General features: G+C 72.9%; 16 protein-coding genes. 15 read left to right on the top strand and 1 reads right to left on the bottom strand.

Annotated elements, in window-relative coordinates:
• The 15 genes from ABZX61_RS38510 (at window position 1) to ABZX61_RS38440 (ending at window position 19,065) form a co-directional block, all read left to right on the top strand.
• Window positions 1-717 (top strand): hypothetical protein, encoded by a 717-nt coding sequence (locus tag ABZX61_RS38510; RefSeq protein ID WP_350736928.1) that lies wholly within the window; start codon window positions 1-3, stop codon window positions 715-717.
• Entirely contained in the window at window positions 710-2,875 is a 2,166-nt protein-coding gene (locus ABZX61_RS38505) for a cysteine peptidase family C39 domain-containing protein (RefSeq protein ID WP_355201285.1), read from the top strand. Before ABZX61_RS38510 ends, ABZX61_RS38505 begins: the two co-directional genes overlap by 8 nt.
• Window positions 2,872-5,451, top strand: a complete 2,580-nt coding sequence (locus ABZX61_RS38500) for an ATP-binding cassette domain-containing protein (protein ID WP_355201283.1) — start codon at window positions 2,872-2,874, stop codon at window positions 5,449-5,451. Before ABZX61_RS38505 ends, ABZX61_RS38500 begins: the two co-directional genes overlap by 4 nt.
• Window position 5,452: 1 nt before the next feature.
• Window positions 5,453-8,665 (top strand): type 2 lanthipeptide synthetase LanM, encoded by a 3,213-nt coding sequence (lanM, locus tag ABZX61_RS38495; protein WP_355201281.1) that lies wholly within the window; start codon window positions 5,453-5,455, stop codon window positions 8,663-8,665.
• A gap of 28 nt (window positions 8,666-8,693) precedes the next feature.
• Window positions 8,694-10,952, top strand: a complete 2,259-nt coding sequence (locus ABZX61_RS38490; protein ID WP_355201279.1) for a TOMM precursor leader peptide-binding protein — start codon at window positions 8,694-8,696, stop codon at window positions 10,950-10,952.
• On the top strand, window positions 10,949-12,334 hold the full coding sequence (locus ABZX61_RS38485; protein WP_355201278.1) for a SagB family peptide dehydrogenase: 1,386 nt from the start codon (window positions 10,949-10,951) through the stop codon (window positions 12,332-12,334). Before ABZX61_RS38490 ends, ABZX61_RS38485 begins: the two co-directional genes overlap by 4 nt.
• Entirely contained in the window at window positions 12,334-12,648 is a 315-nt protein-coding gene (locus tag ABZX61_RS38480) for a hypothetical protein (protein WP_355201276.1), read from the top strand. Before ABZX61_RS38485 ends, ABZX61_RS38480 begins: the two co-directional genes overlap by 1 nt.
• A gap of 45 nt (window positions 12,649-12,693) precedes the next feature.
• On the top strand, window positions 12,694-13,002 hold the full coding sequence (locus ABZX61_RS38475) for a hypothetical protein (RefSeq protein WP_355201274.1): 309 nt from the start codon (window positions 12,694-12,696) through the stop codon (window positions 13,000-13,002).
• Entirely contained in the window at window positions 12,999-13,916 is a 918-nt protein-coding gene (locus tag ABZX61_RS38470; protein ID WP_355201272.1) for an ABC transporter ATP-binding protein, read from the top strand. Before ABZX61_RS38475 ends, ABZX61_RS38470 begins: the two co-directional genes overlap by 4 nt.
• On the top strand, window positions 13,913-14,716 hold the full coding sequence (locus ABZX61_RS38465) for an ABC transporter permease (protein ID WP_355201271.1): 804 nt from the start codon (window positions 13,913-13,915) through the stop codon (window positions 14,714-14,716). Before ABZX61_RS38470 ends, ABZX61_RS38465 begins: the two co-directional genes overlap by 4 nt.
• The gene (locus ABZX61_RS38460) at window positions 14,695-15,888 is read left to right on the top strand and encodes a histidine kinase (RefSeq protein WP_355201269.1); all 1,194 of its coding nucleotides are present in this window, start codon (window positions 14,695-14,697) and stop codon (window positions 15,886-15,888) included. The genes ABZX61_RS38465 and ABZX61_RS38460 overlap by 22 nt, the downstream gene beginning before the upstream one ends.
• Window positions 15,885-16,523 (top strand): response regulator transcription factor, encoded by a 639-nt coding sequence (locus tag ABZX61_RS38455; protein ID WP_355201267.1) that lies wholly within the window; start codon window positions 15,885-15,887, stop codon window positions 16,521-16,523. Before ABZX61_RS38460 ends, ABZX61_RS38455 begins: the two co-directional genes overlap by 4 nt.
• A 69-nt stretch (window positions 16,524-16,592) precedes the next feature.
• Window positions 16,593-17,723, top strand: a complete 1,131-nt coding sequence (locus ABZX61_RS38450) for a histidine kinase (protein ID WP_355201265.1) — start codon at window positions 16,593-16,595, stop codon at window positions 17,721-17,723.
• Window positions 17,720-18,343 (top strand): response regulator transcription factor, encoded by a 624-nt coding sequence (locus ABZX61_RS38445; protein WP_355201263.1) that lies wholly within the window; start codon window positions 17,720-17,722, stop codon window positions 18,341-18,343. Before ABZX61_RS38450 ends, ABZX61_RS38445 begins: the two co-directional genes overlap by 4 nt.
• Before the next feature lie 218 nt (window positions 18,344-18,561).
• The gene (locus ABZX61_RS38440) at window positions 18,562-19,065 is read left to right on the top strand and encodes a hypothetical protein (RefSeq protein WP_355201262.1); all 504 of its coding nucleotides are present in this window, start codon (window positions 18,562-18,564) and stop codon (window positions 19,063-19,065) included.
• Here the strand turns inward: ABZX61_RS38440 and ABZX61_RS38435 are convergent.
• Window positions 18,956-19,294: a transposase domain-containing protein gene (locus ABZX61_RS38435; protein ID WP_355201454.1), complete on the bottom strand. Its 339-nt coding sequence runs from the start codon at window positions 19,292-19,294 to the stop codon at window positions 18,956-18,958. The two genes, ABZX61_RS38440 and ABZX61_RS38435, sit on opposite strands and share 110 nt — an antisense overlap.
• Window positions 19,295-19,530 lie beyond the last annotated feature (236 nt).

Raw genomic sequence — 19,530 nt, 5'->3', positions numbered from 1 at the left:
ATGACCATGACCGCGACGGAGGCGCCAGGAGGCGAGCGGATCGACGAGCTCGTTTCCACGGTGCGGGCCAAGGCCTGGCTCGCCGCGGCCGCGCTCATCCTGGTCGCGGGCTGCGCGGCGAGCTGGGCCTGGCTGGGGCAGGTTCGTGACGTGGTCGCCGGCACCGGCGTGCTGGTGGCGGGCGCCGGTCCCGTGCCGGTGGCCGCCCCCGTGCCCGGCAGCGTGGCCGAGGTCCTGGTCCGTGTGGGCCAGGAGGTGACCCCGGCGACGCCGTTGGCCGTGCTGGCCGACGAGCGGGGACGCAGGCACGTCGTGACGGGCACCGCGAGGGGACGGGTGCTGCGGACGGCGGCCCCCGGCGCGGTCCTGGCCGCGGGTGGCACCGTCGCGGCGGTCGACCCGGCCGCCGGCCCCCTGCGGGCGCTGCTCATGGTCGGCCGGGACAGGATCGGCGCGCTCGCCCCGGGCCAGACCGTCACGTTCGGCGGCACGGGCGCGCGGGGCCGGGTGAGCGCGGTCGAACCGTACCCCGCCTCGGGCGAGCTGCTGCGCCCGCTGTTCGGCGAGGCCCTGCGGGCGGACGGGCGGCACCTGGTGACCGTCGACCTCGACCGGCAGGCCTGGCCGGGCGCCACGCTCACCCCGGTGTCGGGGGAGATCACCGTCGCCGTCGTCCGCCCCGTGGACGCCCTGTTCGCCGGAGGACGTCGTGGCTGAGCACGCGACCAGGCCGCGGCCGGTCCGCACCGAGCGCCGGCCGCAGATGGAGGACGCCGACTGCGGGCCCGCCTGCCTGAGCACGATCTTCGCCCACCACGGACTGCGCGTCCCCGTACGCGAGATCAGAGAACGGTGCGGAGTGGGCAGGGACGGCCTAACGGGCGCCGGGCTCAAGGCGGCGGCCGAGGAGTACGGCTTTACCATCGGTGGCTGGCGGGTGGAGGCCGACGCGCTGGAGAGCTTCCCCGTCCCCTCGATGATCTTCGTCGACCAGCGGCACTACGTGGTGCTGGAGGGCATGCGCAAGCGGTGGGCCTACCTCAACGACCCCGCCGTGGGCAGGATCCGGCTGAGCAGGGAGGAGTTCCGGCGGCGATTCAGCGGGATCGTGCTGGTACCGCGTCCGGGCGAGGGCTTCACGCCGGGAGGGCCGCGGTTCCCCATGGCCCGCTCGGTGCTGGCGAAGGTGCGGCCGTACCTGTCCACGCTGCTCGCCATCGCCGTCATGGCCTTCATGCTGGCCCTGCCCGCGGCGGTCACCGCGCTGCTGACCCGGCTCCTGCTGGGCAAGGTGCTGGTCGCCGGCGGCGCGGCCTGGTCCGCGCCCGTGTTCCTCGGGCTGCTCGGCTGCGTCGGCTTCACCCTGGCCGGCATGTGGGCGCAGCAGCGGCTGCTCGGCGCCGTGCAGCTGGCGATGGCGGCCGACCTGTCCGGCCGGTACGTGTGGCGGCTGCTCAGGCTGCCGGGCGACCACTTCCACCGGCGGCAGACCGGTGGCCTGGTGACCAGGACGTCCTTCGGCGCGGGCCTGGCCCTGCTGCTGTCGGACCGGGTCGCCGCCGTCATAGCGGCCGTGCTCACCATGGTGGTGCACTCGTCGATCCTGTTCGCCTTCCACCCGGCCTTCGCCGCCGTCGCCGTGCTGCTCGCGGCCGTCAATCTGGTGGCGATGCGCGCGGTCAGCCGCCGCACCGCCCCGCACCAGCAGCGGCTCATCTTCGACGAGCACCGCAGGGACAGCATGGCGTTCAACGGCGTCTCGATGGCCGAGTCGCTGAAGGCCGACGGCGCCGAGGGATGGTTCTTCGCCAAGTGGGCGGGGCTGTCGGCGCGGACCATGTCGGCCGTCCAGGAACTGATGCGGGTCACGCAGGCGCTGATGGTGGTGCCCGCCGCGCTCGGCTCGCTCGCCGGGGCCACCATGGTGATCACCGGAGCGGTGCTGATGGCCCGCGGTGAGGTCACGATGGAGACCGTCATCGCGGCCCAGCTCCTCGTCGGCGCCTTCCTCGTACCCATGTCCTCGCTGGTCGGGGTCGGCGCCGAGGCACAGGTCGCGGTCGCGCAGACCGGCATGCTCGACGACGCGCTGCATGCCGAGCCCGACCCCCGCCACGCCGAGCCCCCCGGCGCCCCCGAGGGGGCGGGGGGCCTGCGCGGCACGGTGGAGTTCGACGGGGTCACCTTCGGTTACGACCGCCAGCGCGGGCCGGTGATCGAGGGGCTGTCGTGGCGCGCGGAGCCCGGCCAGCGCATCGCCATCGTCGGCCGCACCGGCAGCGGCAAGTCCACGGTCGCCCGCCTGCTCACCGGAGCGGCCGTGCCGTGGTCCGGGCAGATCAGGTTCGACGGCGTGCCGAGGGACGAGATGCCCAGGGAGACGCTGTCCACCTCGATCGGCTACGTGGAGCAGAACCTGCAGGTGTTCGAGGGCACGGTGGCCGACAACCTCACGCTGTGGGACCCGACGGTTCCCGCGTACCGGCTGCGCCGGGCGCTCGGCGACGCTTGCATCGCCGAGGTGGTCCACCGCAGGGGCGGGCTGTCGGGCGGCTGGGTCGAGGAGCGGGGCCGCAACCTGTCGGGCGGCGAGCGGCAGCGCCTGGAGATCGCCAGGGCGCTCGCGCTGTCCCCCTCGGTGCTGGTGCTGGACGAGGCCACCAGCGCGCTGGACGCGGAGACCGAGGCCCTGGTGGACGCCAACCTCAAAGCCAGGGGCTGCACGTGCGTGGTCATCGCGCACCGGCTCAGCACCGTACGCGACAGCGATCTGATCCTCGTGCTGGACCGCGGCAAGGTCGTCCAGCGGGGAACCCACGCCGAGCTCATCGCCGAGTCCGGCCCCTACCGCACACTCGTCGAGGAAGCGGCATGAACGGCTACCCCGTCAGCGAGATCGAGCTGATCGACCCCTATGCCTGCTGGCACGTGGTCAGCGGCTCCATCGACGTCCTGCTGGCGCCCGTGGACGGCCAGGGCCCCCGCCGCCGCGTCGTCCGCGTGGAGAGCGGGCAGCTCATGCACGGCTTCGCCGCCACCGACCTGCCACAGGGCTACACCGTTCTGGCCTCCCCGGCCGACGGGACGTCGGTGCGCCGCGTCCGCAGGGACGCGGGCGCGCTGTCGGCCTGGGCGCGCCGCCTCCACGGGCCCGGTGTACAGGCCGGCGCAGGCGGCGGCCGGACGGCGGCGCTCGACCCGCCGAGCGAGCGCGAGCTGCGCGCACTGCACCGCGGGGCGCTGGAGCAGGTGCTGCTGCTGGCCGAGGCGGAGGAGGCCGACCGGGACAACTGGCGCGTGGCCAGGGTGGCGGCCACGAGCGAGACGCTCCGGAGGTCGTTCGCCGATGTCGGGGTCGCCGCCGGCGCGCCGCCCTCCCCTGACCGGCCCCGGACGACCGCCGAACACGCCGCGAAAGTGGTCAAGACGCTAGGCGACCACTGCGGGTTCGCCGTGCGGGAGAGTAGCCCGGGCCCCGACGCCGGCTCGGCGTCCCGCGACCCGCTCGGCGCGGCACTGGACGCCGCCAGGGTCAGGCACCGGCGGGTACGCCTTTCCGGACGATGGTGGCGCACGGCCACCGTCCCCATGATCGGCTTCACCCGGGAGGGCGGGCGGCCGGTGGCGCTCCTGCCGCACCGGGGCGGCTACCGCGCCGCGGACCCGGCGGCGGACCCGTGCCGGGTGACCGAGTCCGTGGCCGCCGGCCTCGCCCCGGACGCCTGGCAGATCTACCCGCCGCTCGGCGAGGGCGTCGCCACCCCCGTCGCGCTGCTCAGGTTCGGCCTGCGCGGCGCGGGCAGGGAGCTGGCCTGGCTCCTCGCGGCCGGCGGCGGCGCCGGGCTGCTCGCGCTCGGCGTCCCCCTGCTCACCTTCAGCCTGCTGACCTCCGCGTCCAACCCCGCCGACCGGCCCGCGACGATCTGGACCGCGGTGATCATCGCCGCCATGGTGTGCGCGAGCGCCCTGCTCCTCGCCGTGCGCAACTCGGTGCTCGTACGCGTCCACGGACGTCTCCAGGAACGGCTCGAACCCGCCGTCTGGAGCCACCTCATCTCCCTCGACCTGCCGTTCTTCAACCGGTACAGCACCGGCGAGCTGGTCCAGCGCGCCAACGCCATCTCCGACATGCGCAAGGCGCTCGGCGAGGCCGCGGTCAACTCCCTCCTCGGCGGCATGTTCTCCCTGTTCGGCCTGCTGGCGCTGCTCGCCGTGGACTGGCGGCTGGCCCTGGTCGCGCTGGGCGGGGTGGTCGCGCTGCTCGCCGTGCTCGCCGGGCGCGCGGTCCGGCAGCAGCGGCACGAGCTGGTCATGCACGAGCAGTACGGGAAGGTCTACTCCCTGCTGTACGCGTGCCTCGGCGCGATCGACAAGATCCACGTCGCGGGCCGGGAGGCCCAGGTGTTCGGGCTGTGGTCCCGGCTGTTCGCGACGCAGCAGCGCGCGGCCGAGGCGATCCAGCGCGAACGGGCGGTGTCGACGGCGATCGGCGCCTCGGCGCAGCCGGCGCTGCTGCTGCTCCTCGCCGCCACCGGCCTGGCCTGGGGCGTCCCGACGGCGTCCTTCGTGATCGCCGCCGTGGCGCTCGGCCAGTTCGTGCTCGCGCTCGGCCAGATGAACAGGGCGGTGGAAGCGGCCTTCGCCCTCCTGCCCCGGTTCGAGCGGCTGCGCCCGGTGCTGGAGCGGGCGCCCGAGACGTCGCCGGGCGCGAAGGACCCGGGCGAGCTGAGCGGGCTGGTACGGCTCAGCGGCGTCTCCTTCGCCTACCCCGGCACCGCGATGCGGATCCTCGACGACGTGTCGATGGTGTTCAAGCCGGGCGAGTTCGTCGCGGTCGCGGGCCCGTCCGGCGCGGGCAAGTCCACGCTGGTACGGCTGCTGCTGGGCTTCGAACCGCCCCGCACCGGCCAGGTGCTCTACGACGGCGGCGACCTGCGCGACCTCGATCTGCGGCGCGTGCGCGCCCAGGTGGGCGTGGTGATGCAGCAGGCCAGAGTGCTCAGGGGCTCGATCCTGGAGAACATCATCGGCGACGTGCCCGGCGCGACGGAGGAGGACGCCTGGTGGGCGGCCCGCCTGGCCGACCTGGACGGCGACATCGCCGCGATGCCCATGGGCCTGCACACCGTGGTCGGAGAGGACAACGCGTCCTTCTCGGGCGGTCAGCTCCAGCGGCTGCTCATCGCCAGAGCGCTGGTGAAACGCCCGCGCGTCCTCATCCTCGACGAGGCGACGAGCGCCCTGGACAACCACACCCAGGCGCTGGTCAGCCGGAGGATCGCCGAGTTGGACATCACCCGGATCGTGATCGCGCACCGGCTGAGCACCATCAAGTCGGCGGATCGGATCTACGTACTCGACCAGGGGAGGGTCGTCGCCGACGGCCCCTTCGAGGAGCTGGTGGACGACAGCCGGCTCTTCGCCCGCATGGTCCGCCGACAGGAGGTCTGAGATGACGGTCTCGGTTCACGCCGGATACGCCGAAGCGCAGGGCGAGGGCCTGCTCGCGGTTCCGGGTGGGGACGAACGGCTGATAGCCGTGCTCGCCGCGGCGGCGCCCTTCCCCGAGCGCGTGTCGGGAGAGTTCTTCGTCCCCGTGGCGGGGCGCAGCCCGCGCCAGGCGTCCGAACGCACCAAACGCTGGCTGAAGGCCGCCGTCGGCGACGACGAGGACGCCAAGCGGGCGCTGCTGCACCACCGCAGGCGCTCCGGCCGCGACCTCGGCGCCGGGCTCGTCGACGTCCGGCTCGCCGACCCCGGCAGGCTGCCCGACTGGGGTTACGCCCTGGTGGACTTCCTGCTCGCCCAGCCGCCCACGGCCGCGGCCGACCCCGCGTCCGGACGGCCCGGCTCCCCGTTCGTGGCGTTCAGGCGCGCCGTCAACCGGCTGGTGGACATGAAGGACGGGACGGTACGCGGAGTCCCCGTCACCCCCGAGGCGTGCGAGGACATCGCGGGCCAGCTGATCGAGCGCCTGACGCAGGTCTGCTTCTCCGGCTTCGCGTTCGAGGCGCAGCTCGCCGGCACCGCCAACGACGTGTCCGCCTGGCTGCAGAGCCCCGGCCTGGACGTCAGCCAGTCCGGCTGGCTCGACCGGCTGGAGACGCTCCCGGGGCTGGCCTACGTCATGGGCATGGCCTGCCTGCAGTGGCGGCGCGTCGTTCACGAGCTCTTCGACCGGTTGAACGCCGACCTGCCGGAGCTGCGCAGGACGCTGTGGGGCTGGACCGCCCCCGGACCGGTCACGGGATACTCCGGCGACTCGGGCGACCCGCACAACCACGGCCGGGTGGTCACGTTGCTCACCTTCGCCTCGGGCGAGCGGGTCGTCTACAAGCCGAAGGACCTGCGCTCGGTGGTCGGGCTGATGGACGTGTGCACCCTGCTGAACAGCCACGGGCTGCCGCTCACCCTGCACACCCGCGCGGTCGTCCTGCGCGACGGCTACGGCTGGGAGGAGTACGTCACCGCCGAGCCCGCCACCGACGAGGACAGCGTACGGCGCTACTACACGCGCCTGGGCATGCTGGCCAGGCTCGCCCAGTTCCTGGAGTGCCGCGACCTGTGGGCCGACAACCTGGTCGCCAAGGGGGACACGCCGGTCTTCATCGACCTGGAGAACGTCCTCCAGGGCCGCATCAGCAAGCCCGCCCTCATCGGAGACCGCATCCAGTCCCTGTGGGGGCAGGTCGAGGAGACGGTGGTCAAGACCGCCGTCATCAGCTTTCCCCGGGTGATCGCGGGCGGCGTCCAGTCGCACGACATCGGCTGCATGGCCGGACTGCAGGAGCAGGTCGCGCAGAACCCCCAGTTGTACCCGCTCGGCTGGGAGGCGCCGCCGTACCGGCCCACGTGGGGCCCGGGTGAGCTGGCCGACCCGAGCCGCTACGCCGACGAGGTGGCCGAGGGCTATAGGCAGATGCAGGACTGCCTGACGCGCAACCGGGAGCTGCTGGCCGACGCCCGCGGCCCGCTCGCGCTGTTGGAGGACGCGCCGGTCCGCTACATCTGGCGCAGCACCTGGGACTGCGTCGAGCTGCTCGGCATGAGCCTGAGCCCGGGGGCGCTGATCGACGGGATGGCCAGGGAGATCACCTTCGCCCACCTGTTCCGCAGCGCCCGCGAGACGCTGCGGCGGGACCCGGGACGCGAGGACATCCTGGAGATCGTCGAGCAGGAGATCGACGCGTTCCGCCGGATGGACATCCCCCTGTTCGTCTCCAGGCCCGGCTCGGACTCGGTGTTCACCCCCGACGGCGTCGAGATCCCCGGGCACTTCTCGGGCACGGCGTGGCAGCGGGTTCAGGACCGCCTCGCCGACCTGGCGGGGTTCCCGGTGGACGAGCAGCTCGCCGTGCTGGAGACCTGCCTGGACTTCACGGGCGCGGGGCAACTGCCCACCTTGTTCCCCGGCCCCGGGCCCCGGCCCCGCACGGTGCGCGAGATCGGCCAGTACGTCTACGACCTGTCGGGCCGGCGGGAGGAGCCCGAGGCCGAGGTGCTGCTCGCCCGCGCCGGCGAGCTCGCCGACCAGGTTCTCGCCAGCGCCGTCCCGCTCGGCACGCCCGCGGGCGGCCCCGTCGGCGAGCGGTCCGGCTGGATCGGCGTGGTCACCTATCCCGCGCACGGCCTGGACCAGGTCGAACCCCTTCAGGGTGACCTGCTCACCGGCACCGCCGGCCTCGCCGTCTTCCTCGCCGAGCTGTACGCCAACACGGGCGCCCCCGGCCACTGGACGGCCGCGCAGGACGCGCTGGACGCCTCGGCCGAGTTCGCGACGCTGTCCACGCAGTCGGGCGTCTACCGCAGGATGTGCGGGACGCTCGCGCCCGTCGGGGCGTTCGTGGGCCTCGGCTCGACCATCTACGCGCTGAGCCGCTGCGGCGCCACCCTGGCCGACACCAGGCTCGTGGAGCGGGCGGTCGCGCTGGTGCCGCTCGCCGAGGCCCAGCTGTCCCTGCCGACCAGCGCCGAACCCGTGCTGGGCCGGGCCGGGCTGCTGCTCGCCCTGCACAAGCTGCGCGAGGCCGCCCCGACGGCGGTCCCCGCGGCCGAGGCGCTCGCCGCGCGGCTGCATGAGGAGCTGCTGGCCGAGCTGGCCGGCGGCGGCGCGGCCCGGTCGCCGTACCCGCCGGGCGTGCCCGCGCTCGACGGGGTGCCCACCGGGGTGGACGGGCTGGTGTGGGCGCTGGCCGCCAGCGCGAGCGCGCTGGGGGAGGCCGGCCCCGGGAAGACCGGCCCCGGGAAGATCGGCGCTGCCGCCGCGCCGCTGCTGGCGCACCGGTTCGCCCTCGACACGCCCGGCTCGCTGCTCGCCGCCGTCGCCACCGCCCACCTCCTCACCGGCGAGGTGCCCGGCGACCTGCGGGAGCGCGTAGCCAGGTACTGCGCGCCCGAGGCCGGACGTTCCTGCGCGCGGCTCGTCGTGGACGCCGAGGTGGCGCTGCACACGGCCCGCCTGACCGGCGACGGGGCGCTGGAGCGGTCCGCCCGCGATCTGGCCGCCGAACTGCTGCGCCGCCGCGACCACACGGGCCGCTGGTTCGCCGACCGGCGGCGCGCCGACCGCCTGTCCCTGTCCGCCACCGACGGGCTCGCCGCGGCGGGGCTCACCCTCCTCCGGCTCGCCGACGACCAGGTCGCCTCGCTGCGCCTCGTGCACTGACCCGAGTGCACTGACCGAAAGGAACGCCATGGACGCCCGACCATCTTTCCGCCGCCACTTCAGGGTCGAGGTCATCGAGGGAGACGGGGTCTTCCTGATCAACGAGCGCGACACGCACGTGCTCACCGGCCGGTCGATCGAGGCGGTGGCCGGCCTGCTCGACGGCAAGCACACCGTCAACGACATCCTGGTCGCGGTGGAGCCGGACGTCCCGCCGGAGAACGTCTACTACGTGCTCCACACGCTCAGGCAGCGCGATCTGCTGGTCGACGTCACCGAGGACGTGGATCGGAGGACGGCCGCCTACTGGGAGATGGCCGGACTCCAGGCGCAGGAGGCGGTCGCCGCGGTGCGCGGCGGGCGGGCCGAGCTGCTCACCGTCGGGGACGTGCCCGCCGGGGAGCTGCGGGACCTGCTGGTCGCCGAGGGGGTGGAGGTGACCGGCCCCGGGGAGGACGCGGCGCTGACCGTCGTGCTGACCGACGACTACCTGCGCGGAGAGCTGGCCGACGTCAACCGGCGGCACCTGGCGGAGCGGCGGCCCTGGCTGCTGGCCCGCACGACCGGCCCCGTCCTCTGGCTGGGCCCCGTCTTCCAGCCGGGGGAGGACGACGGCGGCTGCTGGCGATGCCTGTCCCAGCGGTTGGAAGGGCACCGGCAGTCGCTGACGTACGTGGAGGACAGGTTACGGAGCAGCCGCCCGCTGGCCCTGCCTCCCGCCGACCTGGCGCTGACCCGCGGCGCGGGCGTGCGGCTCGTCGCGGCCGAGGCGGCGAAGTGGCTGGCCGGGGCGAGGAGCCCGCAGCAGCGCGACCTGGTCACCTTCGACACCATGCGCCTCGGCGCCACCCGCCACGAGCTGCGGCGCAGGCCACAGTGCCCGGAGTGCGGCGACGACGGCCTGATGGCCGCGGCCGCGCAGGCCCCGGTCGAGCTGCGCTCACGGCCCAAGACCTTCACCGCCGACGGCGGCCACCGCTCCAAGCACCCGGAGGACACCGCCGAGCGGTACGCCCACCTGGTCAGCCCGGTCACGGGCGTCATCCGTGAACTCACCCGGATGGACACCAGGACGCCGTTCGTCAAGGCGTACGTGGCCGGGCACAACTTCTCCCGGGAGACCCGCGACCTCGCCATGCTGCGCAAGGGCCTGCGGACCCAGAGCGCCGGCAAGGGCATGACCGACCTGCAGGCCAAGGTCAGCGCCATGTGCGAGGCGATGGAACGCTACTCGGGCATCTTCCAGGGCGACGAGGCCAGGCGCACGGCGAGCCTGCGGGAGCTCGGCGCGGACGCCGTGCACCCGAACGCCTGCTCGCTCTACAGCGACGCCCAGTACCGCACCCGCCGGGAGGTCCGCGCCACCTCCAGCTACTCCTACGTCAACGACCCCTTCGACGAGGACGCCGCGATCGAATGGACGCCCGTGTGGTCGCTGACCGAGCGGCGGCACAAGTACCTGCCCACCGGCTACCTCTATTACTACTACAACGACCAACGCTCCACCGGCCCGCTCTACACCTGGGCCGACTCCAACGGCAACGCCGCCGGCTCTTCCCTGGAGGACGCCGTCCTTCAGGGCTTCATGGAGCTCGTCGAGCGGGACGCGGTGGCCGTGTGGTGGTACAACCGCCTGCGCCGGCCCGCCTTCGATCTCGGCACCTTCGCCGACCCGTGGATCTCCGAGTTCCAGGAGGTCTACGCCGGTCTCGGCCGCGACCTGCACGTGCTCGACCTCACCAACGACCTCGGCGTCCCGGTGGCCGCCGCGGTCAGCCGCCGGGTCGACGGGCCGACCGAGGACATCCTCATGGCCTTCGGCGCCCACTTCGACGTGCGCATCGCCGTCCAGCGCGCCCTGGCCGAGCTGAACCAGTTCATCCCCGCGGTCATCGACGTCGGCCCGGACGGCGTCACCCGTTACCGGTTCCCCGAGCGCGACCAGGTCGACTGGTGGACGAACGCGCGCGTCGCCGACCACCCCTACCTCTCGCCCACCGCGATCTCCGTGCCCGCGTCCGCCTACTCCCGGCCGGCCACCGCCGACCTGCTCGACGACGTCGAGGCGGCCCGCGCGCTGGTCGAGGAGCGCGGGATGGAGATGCTCGTGCTCGACCAGACCAGGCCCGACATCGGCCTGCCGGTCGTCAAGGTCATCGTGCCCGGCCTGCGCCACTTCTGGCGGCGGCTGGCCCCCGGCCGCCTCTACGACGTGCCCGTACGGCTCGGCTGGCTCGCCGAGCCCACCCCGGAGGAGCAGATGAACCCCATCACGATGTTCCTGTGACCGGCCCGGCGCTCCTCCCCATGGTGGGGCTGCGCGAGGACGCGGTCGTCGAGTCCGCGGGCCACGTGCTGACCATCGCGCAACCCTTCGGCACGGTCACCCTGCGCGGCCTGCCGCAGGCCGTCGAGTCGCTGCTGCGCGAGCTGCCCGGCACGCTCGCGGATCAGGACGATCTGGCCGAGCGGCTCCTCGCGGCGGGCGGCACCAGCCACGACGCTGCCCTGCTGTACCTGACGCTGTCGCGGCTGAGCGCGGTCCTCGTCCACGCGGTCGAGCCGCTGCTGCGGGTGGTGCCCATCGCCCGCGACGCCCGGTTCCGGCTGCCCGCGCTCGCTCCCAGTGACACCGTGCGCCTGTCGAGGTTCGCGCTCGTCCGCAGGACGGATCAGGGACTCGTCCTGGAGTCCCCGCTGTCCCGGCACCGCGTCACGCTCACCGAGGACGCCATGCCGCTGCTCTCCGCGCTCGGCCGCCCGGTCATGGTGAAGGAGGCGCCCGAGGCGATCGGCCATCTCGTCGCCGCCGGCATGGCCTTCGCCGGAGACGCCGAGGAACGCGACCCCGCGCTGCGCTCGTGGGACTTCCACGACCTGCTCTTTCACGCCAGGAGCAGAGCGGGGCGGCACGACCAGCCGTTCGGCGCGACCTTCCGCTTCCTGGACGAGACGCCGCCGCCACCGGTGATCAAGCAGCCTCCCGAGGGCGCCGCCGTCGAGCTGTACACGCCTTCCCTGGAGGAGGCCGCCGCGGCAGACCCGCCGTTCACCACCGTGCTGGAGTCGCGCAGATCGGTCCGCCAGTACGCCGGCCCGCCGACGGTCCGGCAGCTCGGCGAGCTGCTCTACCGGGCCGCCAGGGTCAGGCGCGTCTTCGGGCCGGCGCCCGGTATGCCGTACGAGGCCAGCAGCAGGCCCTACCCGGGCGGCGGCGCCGTCTACGAGCTGGAGCTGTACCTGACCGTGGCCCGGTGCGAGGGCCTGGACAGCGGCGCCTACTACTACGACCCGCGCGGCCACCGGCTCGTCACCCTCCCCGCCAGGGACGAGGACGCGCGGGCGATGCTGGCCGCGGCGAGCCTGGCCACGGGCGGGACGGCCAGCCCCGACGTGCTGATCACCATCACCTCGCGCTTCCAGCGCATGTCGTGGAAGTACTCCTCGATCGCCTACGCCGCCACGTTGAAGACCGTCGGCGCGCTCTACCAGACCTTCTACCTGGTGGCCACCGCGATGGGCATGGCGCCCTGCGGCCTCGGCAGCGGCGACGCCGACCTGGCCGCCCGCACCTTCGGCCTCGACTGGGCCACCGAGTCGTCGGTCGGGGACTTCCTCATCGGCGGCGCCCCCGCAGAGTCCGATCCGCACAGACAAGGAGACCGTTGATGGCCGAAAGCATCTACATCCTCGGGGACGAGGACCGCAGGAAGTTCGCCCGGCTGGTGGCGGCGGCGTGGCAGGACGCCGAGCTGCGGAGCCGCTACGAGAGCGGCCCCAGGGCCCTGCTGAGCCAGTACGGCATCGTCTACCCGGAGGGGGTGCCCACGCCGCCGCTGCCGCCCAAGCCGGAGGGCGAGTTCGACATCACCGACCTGGAGTCGGCCGCCGGCTCTTCGGAGCCCGGCACGGTCAGCACCATTCTCACGCTCACCACCATGACCGGGCCGAGCGTCCCCAACACGACGGGCGACACGTTCTGAGCGATCGCGCTCTGCCCGGAATCCACACAGACAAGGAGACCTCTGATGGCTGAGAGCATGTACGTCTTCGGGGACGAGGACCGCAGGAAGTTCGCCCGGCTGGTGGCGGCGGCGTGGCAGGACGGCGGGCTGCGGGGCCGCTATGACGGCGACCCCAGGCCCCTGCTGAGCCAGTACGGCATCGTCTACCCCGAGGGGGTGCCCACGCCGCCGTTGCCGCCCCAGCCGGAGGGCGAGTTCGACGTCAGCGAGCTGGAGTCGGCCGCCGGCTCTGTCGCGTTCACGACGGACGGCACGGCCAGCTCGATCGGCACCGCCCTGTGCAATTCGGTCTGCTTCGGCGACACGCAGTGAGCGAGACGGTGATCGAGGTCTCCGGACTTCGTAAACGCTACGGGCAGTTCACGGCCGTGGACGGCATCTCCTTCGACGTACGCGAGGGGGAGGTGTTCGCCCTCCTCGGCACGAACGGCGCGGGCAAGACCACCACGATCGAGATCCTGGAGGGCTACCTCAGGCCCACCGAGGGCACGGTGCGGGTGTTCGGCGAGGACCCGGCGGGGCACCGCGCCCCGCGCGCCAGGATCGGCCTGGTGCTGCAGGAGTCCGGCCTGTTCGGCGACCTGTCGGCGGCCGAGACGGTGGCCGCCTGGAGCAGGTTCACCACCGGCGCCAGACCCGTGGCCGAGGCGCTGGAGCTGGTGGGGCTGTCCGGCCAGGCCCGGACGCGGGTCAAGCGGATGTCGGGCGGCGAGCGGCGCAAGCTCGACATCGCGCTGGCCACGCTCGGAAGCCCCGACCTGCTGTTCCTCGACGAACCGACCACGGGGCTCGACCCCGAGGCCCGCCACCGGGTCCGGGACCTGGTCAGGGATCTCGCGGCCGGCGGGATGACGGTGCTGCTCACCACGCACTACCTGGAGGAGGCCCAGGAGCTCGCCGGCCGGGTGGCCATCATGGACAAGGGCGCCATTGTCACCCAGGGCACGATGGCGGAGGTGCTGGGCCGGGGCTCGGGCCGGGTCGCCTTCGAGCTGCCCGAGGACACCGCCCTCGACGGGCTGCCGGTGGGCGAGCAGGACGCGCTCACCGTCACCGGGCGGCGGTGCGTGATCCTCACCGCCGAGCCCGAGTCGGTGGCGCACTCCGTGCTCGGGTGGGCGCATGTTCGTGGCGTGCGGCTCAGCGGTCTGGACGTCCGACAGGCGACGCTCGAAGAGGTCTTCCTCGACATCGCCGGCGCGCGCGGGGAGGAGGCCAGGACGTGACCGCCTACACGCTCGCGCACTTCCGGCTGACCCAGACGCTGTTCTGGCGCACGCCGGTGTCGGTCGGCGTCGCCCTGTTCTTCCCCGTCGTGTTCGGCGGGCTGATGCCGCTGATGCTGCCGGGCGGGACCAGGGACGGGGCGCCGGTCGATGTCGCCATCATGACCGGCGTCATCGTGATGGGCATCGCCACCCTGGGCTTCATGACCCTGGTGGAGTCCTTCGTCGTGCGGCGGCAACTGCTGATACTCAAGCGGCTGCGCGGGACGGAGCTGCCCGACCTCGCCATCTTCGGCGGGGAGATCCTCACCGTGCTGTCGATCGGCCTGCTGCAGCTCGTGCTGGTCGTCGGCCTGGCCAGGGTGATGCACGGTGTCGAGCTGCCGGCCAATCCCGCCCTGCTGGTGGTCACGGTGCTCCTCGGGCTCGCGGTGTTCGCCGCGATGGCCGTCGCGGTGAGCGGCAGGATTCCCGCGCAGGGCTCCACGGTCGTGGTGAGCCTGCCGTTCCTGCTGCTCGCCATCGGCCTGTCCGGGTTCGCCTACCCCGTCTCGGCGTTCCCCGGCTGGTTGCGGATCGTGTCCTCCTTCCTCCCGTTCGGACGGGTGGCCGAGGGGGTCAGTACCGCCTATCTCGGGCGGGACTACGTGGGACACGCCGGGGCCGGCGTGCCCCCCAAGGTGGGGATCCTGGAGGGCTTCCTGGTCATGTGGCCGGGGTGGCTCGTCCTGGCCGCCTGGCTCGTCCTCTCATTGCTCGCCGCGAGAAGGTGGTTCAAGTGGGAGCCTCGCAGAGGCTGAGGGGCGTCGGGCCGGGCATCGTACGGCTGGCCCGCGCCACGGCCGGGGTCTTCCTCGTCGGCATGGCGGCCTTCGCCGCCGTGCCGCTCGCGGAGGCGCTCGGCGCCTACTCCTCCGTCAGGGTCGTGACCGCGGTCGTCCTCATCATCGGCCTCACCGGCTGCTACCTGTGGCTGGCGGTGCGGGCCGTGCTCGACCGGGGTTCGCGGTGGGATCCCGCGGTGCTGGCCGTGATGTGCGTACTGGCCCTCGCCGTGCCGTTCGCCGCCGGGCCCACCTGGCTGAGCGTCGGGTTCATGCTTCCGCTCGCGTTCGCGGTCACGCTGCGGGGCCGGTGGGCGGCGCTGGGGTTCTTCGCCTCGCTGGCCGCCGGCCTGGTCCTGCCGGCCTCGCAGGACCTGAGCTGGGTGCTCTTCGGTTCCCTGCAGAACCTGCTCACGGCCGGCGCGCTCGCGGGCCTGACCATCTTCGCGACCTTGCTCGCCGAGTTGCAGCGCACCCGCGAGGAGGCCGCCAAGCTCGCCATCACCGAGGAGCGGCTCAGGTTCGCCCGTGAGCTGCACGACGTGCTGGGGCACAACCTCTCGGTCATCGCCATGCGGACCGAGCTGGGCACACGGATCCCGCCAGAGGAGATCGACCGGCTGCGCCGCGAGCTGACGGAGATCCACGACATCGCCAGTCGCTCGCTGCACGACGTGCGGGCGGTGGTCAAGGGCTACCGCGAGATGTCGCTGGAGAGGGAGCTGAGCGGGGTGCGCCGGGTGCTGGAGACCGCCGGCGTCCGATGCGACTTCGCCGAACTGCCGCCCTCGCTGCCGCCGGAGGTCCGCGTGGCGCTGGCCTGGGCGGTGCGCGAGGCGGCCACCAACCTGCTGCGCCACAGCGACGCCACGGTCTGCCTGCTCGGGGTCGAGACCGACGGTGACCGCATCACGGTGACCGTCGCCAACGACGGCGTGCGCCCGGACAGCGACTCGATCGCCGCCGGAGCGGCGGACGCCGAGGCGACCGTGGGCGGGAGCGGCCTGGCCGGGCTCGACGAGCGGCTCGCGCAGGTGGGCGGGAGCTGCGGACGGCACACCGAAGACGGCTGGTTCACGCTGTCGCTGGACGTTCCTGGCCGCCTGCCGGCGGCCGCACTCACCTCTGCTACAGGAGACCGGAGATGATCAAAGTTCTGATCGCGGAGGACCACGACCTCATCAGAGGTGCCCTGATCGCCCTGCTGTCGGAGGAGCGGGACATCCGCGTGGTCGAGGAGGTGTCCAGGGGCGACGAGATCGTGCCCGCCGTCGTCGGCTCCAAGCCGGACGTGGCGCTGCTGGACATCGGGCTGCCGGGCATCGACGGCCTGGAGGCGGCGGGCCTGATCAAGGAGCTGGAACAACCGCCCCCGGTGCTCATTCTCACCAGTGTCGGCACGCCCGGTAACTTCGAGCGGGCCATGGCCGCGGGGGTGCGCGGCTTCCTGGTCAAGGACGCGCCCGCCCACCGGCTCACCGATGCCATCCGGGTGGTGGCCAGGGGCGAACGTTACATCGACTTCGACGTGGCCGCCGACGGCGGCGAGCAGGAGATCGACACCAATCCGCTGACCACGCGGGAGATCGCCGTGCTGTCGGCCGTCGCGGCCGGTGGGCGGGGCAGCGACCTGCGGAGCACCTTGGGGCTGTCGATCCACACGATCAGGAACTACCTCGCCGCCGCCCGCCTGAAGACGGGCGCCCGCAGCGACGAGGACGCCGTGCGCATCGCGCGGGCGAACGGATGGCTGAACGAGGGATCGGCGGCCGCCGGTAGTTGATTCGCGGGCCAGGAAGGGGTCACGATCAGTACGAAATCATGATGCATCCGGACATGTGGGAGTCCGCCGGTGGCCCAGGACAGCGAAGTGCAGGTCAGGTGGTTGACGACGGCCGTCGTCGCGGTCACCGGGGCACTGTGGGGGCTCACCCCGCTCGCCTTCCTGCTCAACGGCGATCCGGTCCGGGCCCTGATGGCGCTCGTGCTGCTCGGAGGGCTGCTCGTGGTGTACGCCAGGATCGTCGCCCGGCACATCGCGGGCACGAGCCAGGGGCCGCACCGGGCGCGGACTTTCCTGCTGTTCGCCGTCGTCGTCTACGGGGCGATCCCGTTCCAGGGATCGGTGTGGATCTACACGCCGCTCGTCGTCGCCACCGCCGGGCTGCTCCTGCTGCCCTTCCGGTACGGCGTCATCGTGCTCCTGGTGGTGGCCGCCGCCGAGTACCCGCTGACGCTCGTCGAGTGGGCCCCCGTGGCATCCTCCGCGGCGCAGCGGAGCGCCGGAGTGCTCGTCGCCTCGGTGGTCGCCGCGGGCATCGTGCACTACGCGAGGTTCGTCCGGGAGCTGCGCGAGCTGCGGGTCGCGCTGGCCGAGATGGCCGTGGACCAGGACCGGCTGCGGCTGGCGGGGCAGCTGCACGACCTGCTCGGCCAGACGCTGGCGTCGATCACCCTGAAGACGGAGCTGGCCCTGGCCCTGGTCGACGTGGACCGCAGGCAGGCCGCCGCCGAGCTGGAGGGGACGATCGCCATCGCCGGCGAGGCGCGCGCGGAGATCGGCGACGTCGTGGAGGCCAAACGCTCGCTCGACCTGGGCGCGGAGCTGACGGCGGCCGCCGCGCTGATCGAGCTCACCGGCGCGAGCTGCGACCTGCGTCTGGGCTTCAAGGAGATCGACAAGGAGACCGGCGGCGTACTCGGCTGGACAGTACGCGAGGCGGCCACGAACATCGTCAGGCACAGCGACGCCCGGCACTGCCTGATCGAGCTGGACGAGGTCGACGGACGCGTTCAACTGCTGGTGCGCAACGACGGCACTCGCCGCGAAACGGGCCATCAACCCGGTTCGGGGCTCGCCGGGCTGCGCCGGCGGGTGGAGAAACTGGGCGGATCCCTGGAGGCGGGCGCCACCGGGGAAGGCGTGTTCCAGGTGCGGGTGTGCCTGCCCGCCGTACACGATCGGGAGAGTGGTCACCGGTGATTCGCGTCCTGCTCGCAGAGGACCACGGCGTCGTCAGGGGAGCCCTGACAGCACTGCTGAACCTCACGGGCGACATCCAGGTCGTGGCCGAGGCCGACCGAGGCGACAAGGTTGTCCAGCGCGCTCTCGCCTGCAACCCGGATGTGGCCGTCATTGATATCGAGATGCCGGGCGTCGACGGCGTCGAGGCCACCCGCCGTCTCAGACCGGCGATGCCGGACTGCCGCGTGCTCATCCTCACCGGCCTCGCCAGCGCCGGGCTGCTGAAGCGGGCGATGGAAGCGGGAGCGAGCGGATTCCTGCTCAAGGACGCCCCCACGGAGCGGCTGGCCGAGAGCATCCGCCGGGTCTCCCAGGGCGAGCGGGTGATCGACGCCTCCCTGGCCCTGGCCGCGATGAGCGCCACGGTGACCCCGCTCACCGAACGGGAGGTGGCCGTGCTCGGCCTGGTCGGTTCGGGCGCCGGCACCGGCGAGATCGCCGCCGAGCTCCACCTGTCGGCCGCGACGGTCCGCAACTACATCTCCAGCGCCATCACCAAGACCGGCGCCCGCAACAGGACCGACGCCGTCCGCATCGCCGCCGAATCAGGCTGGATCGAAGGCCTCCGCCACACCTGACCGGCCCTTGCCCACCCGGCACCCCGATCTCGGGGGCGGCTGGGCGCGGCGAATGCGCGACGCCACACCTGACCGGCACCTGCTCATCCGGCACCCCGATCCCGGGGACCGCCGGCCCGGCGAAAGCGCGACGACAACGCTACGACAGCGCCACGACAGGTCCGTTTCCTAACGTGTCCGTGTAAGGGGGACCCGGTTCGACACGGAGGGGAAAACACATGCGTGGAAGGCAACTCGGCCTGGTCGTGGCTTCGGCGGCCGTCGTCACAGGGGCGCTCCTGACCGCCCCGGCCGCGGCGGGGGCGGCGACGACCACGGGGACGACGGCGGCGGCGACGGGGGCGCGGGCGGCGGCAGGGCCGATCGACTGCGGCGGCTGGTGGCACTACACCGGTAACAACCCGCAGTCCGTACGGATGGTGCGGTGGGGCGGCGCCAATGGTCGCCCCCAGTTCAACGTCATGTCCGGCTACATCCAGGGCATCCAGCACGGCTGGGCCCAGCTCTCCGGGGCCAAGAAGGGCGACTGGGTCACGCTGGACGTGACCACTGACGGCGGCAGGACGTGGGGGTACTGCGGGCCGTTCGAGGCGCGCTGGGACGGCGAGATCGTCATAACGCCGGCCGCGCGCACGTCGAGCGACCCGAACCTGAAGTTCCGCGCCTGCGGCGCCCCGGCCGGAGTCCCCGGCAGCCGGGCGGTCTGCACGACGCCCTGGTGATCTGACCCGGGTACACGTCAGCGATACGTTGAGTACCGTTGCGGGGGTCGACGCCCGGCCCTGGTGCCCCTGGCACCAGGGCCGTCATGCCTGTCAGTTTCTCGGCGACCTCCTCATAGCCGTCGCCGGGGTAGAGGCACAACGCGATCAGCAGGTAGACGACCACATACGCGGGAAGCTTGCGAACGCGACGCTCCCGGCATCCGTGCGTGGTGACGGCCGCGCCCAGACCTGGCGAGGGATCGGCGAGGTCAGTGCGCCAACCGCGACCAGATCCGTCAACCGCCCGGAACCGCCTGCATCACCCGGGAAGATCACCGAGCGACGCTACGCGCAAGATCGCTATGTAAACGGCATTGGAACGCTCACCGGACTCCTAAAGCGGGTGCCGCAGGTTCGAATCCTGCCGGGGGCACCAGGTTCGACCAGCGACAAAGCGCCCTTGACCAGCAGTAACGCGGGCCA

This window comes from Nonomuraea sp. NPDC003709 (genome assembly GCF_040610775.1).
Lineage (GTDB): Bacteria > Actinomycetota > Actinomycetes > Streptosporangiales > Streptosporangiaceae > Nonomuraea > Nonomuraea angiospora_A.
This window is presented reverse-complemented; position numbering and strand designations above follow the sequence as displayed.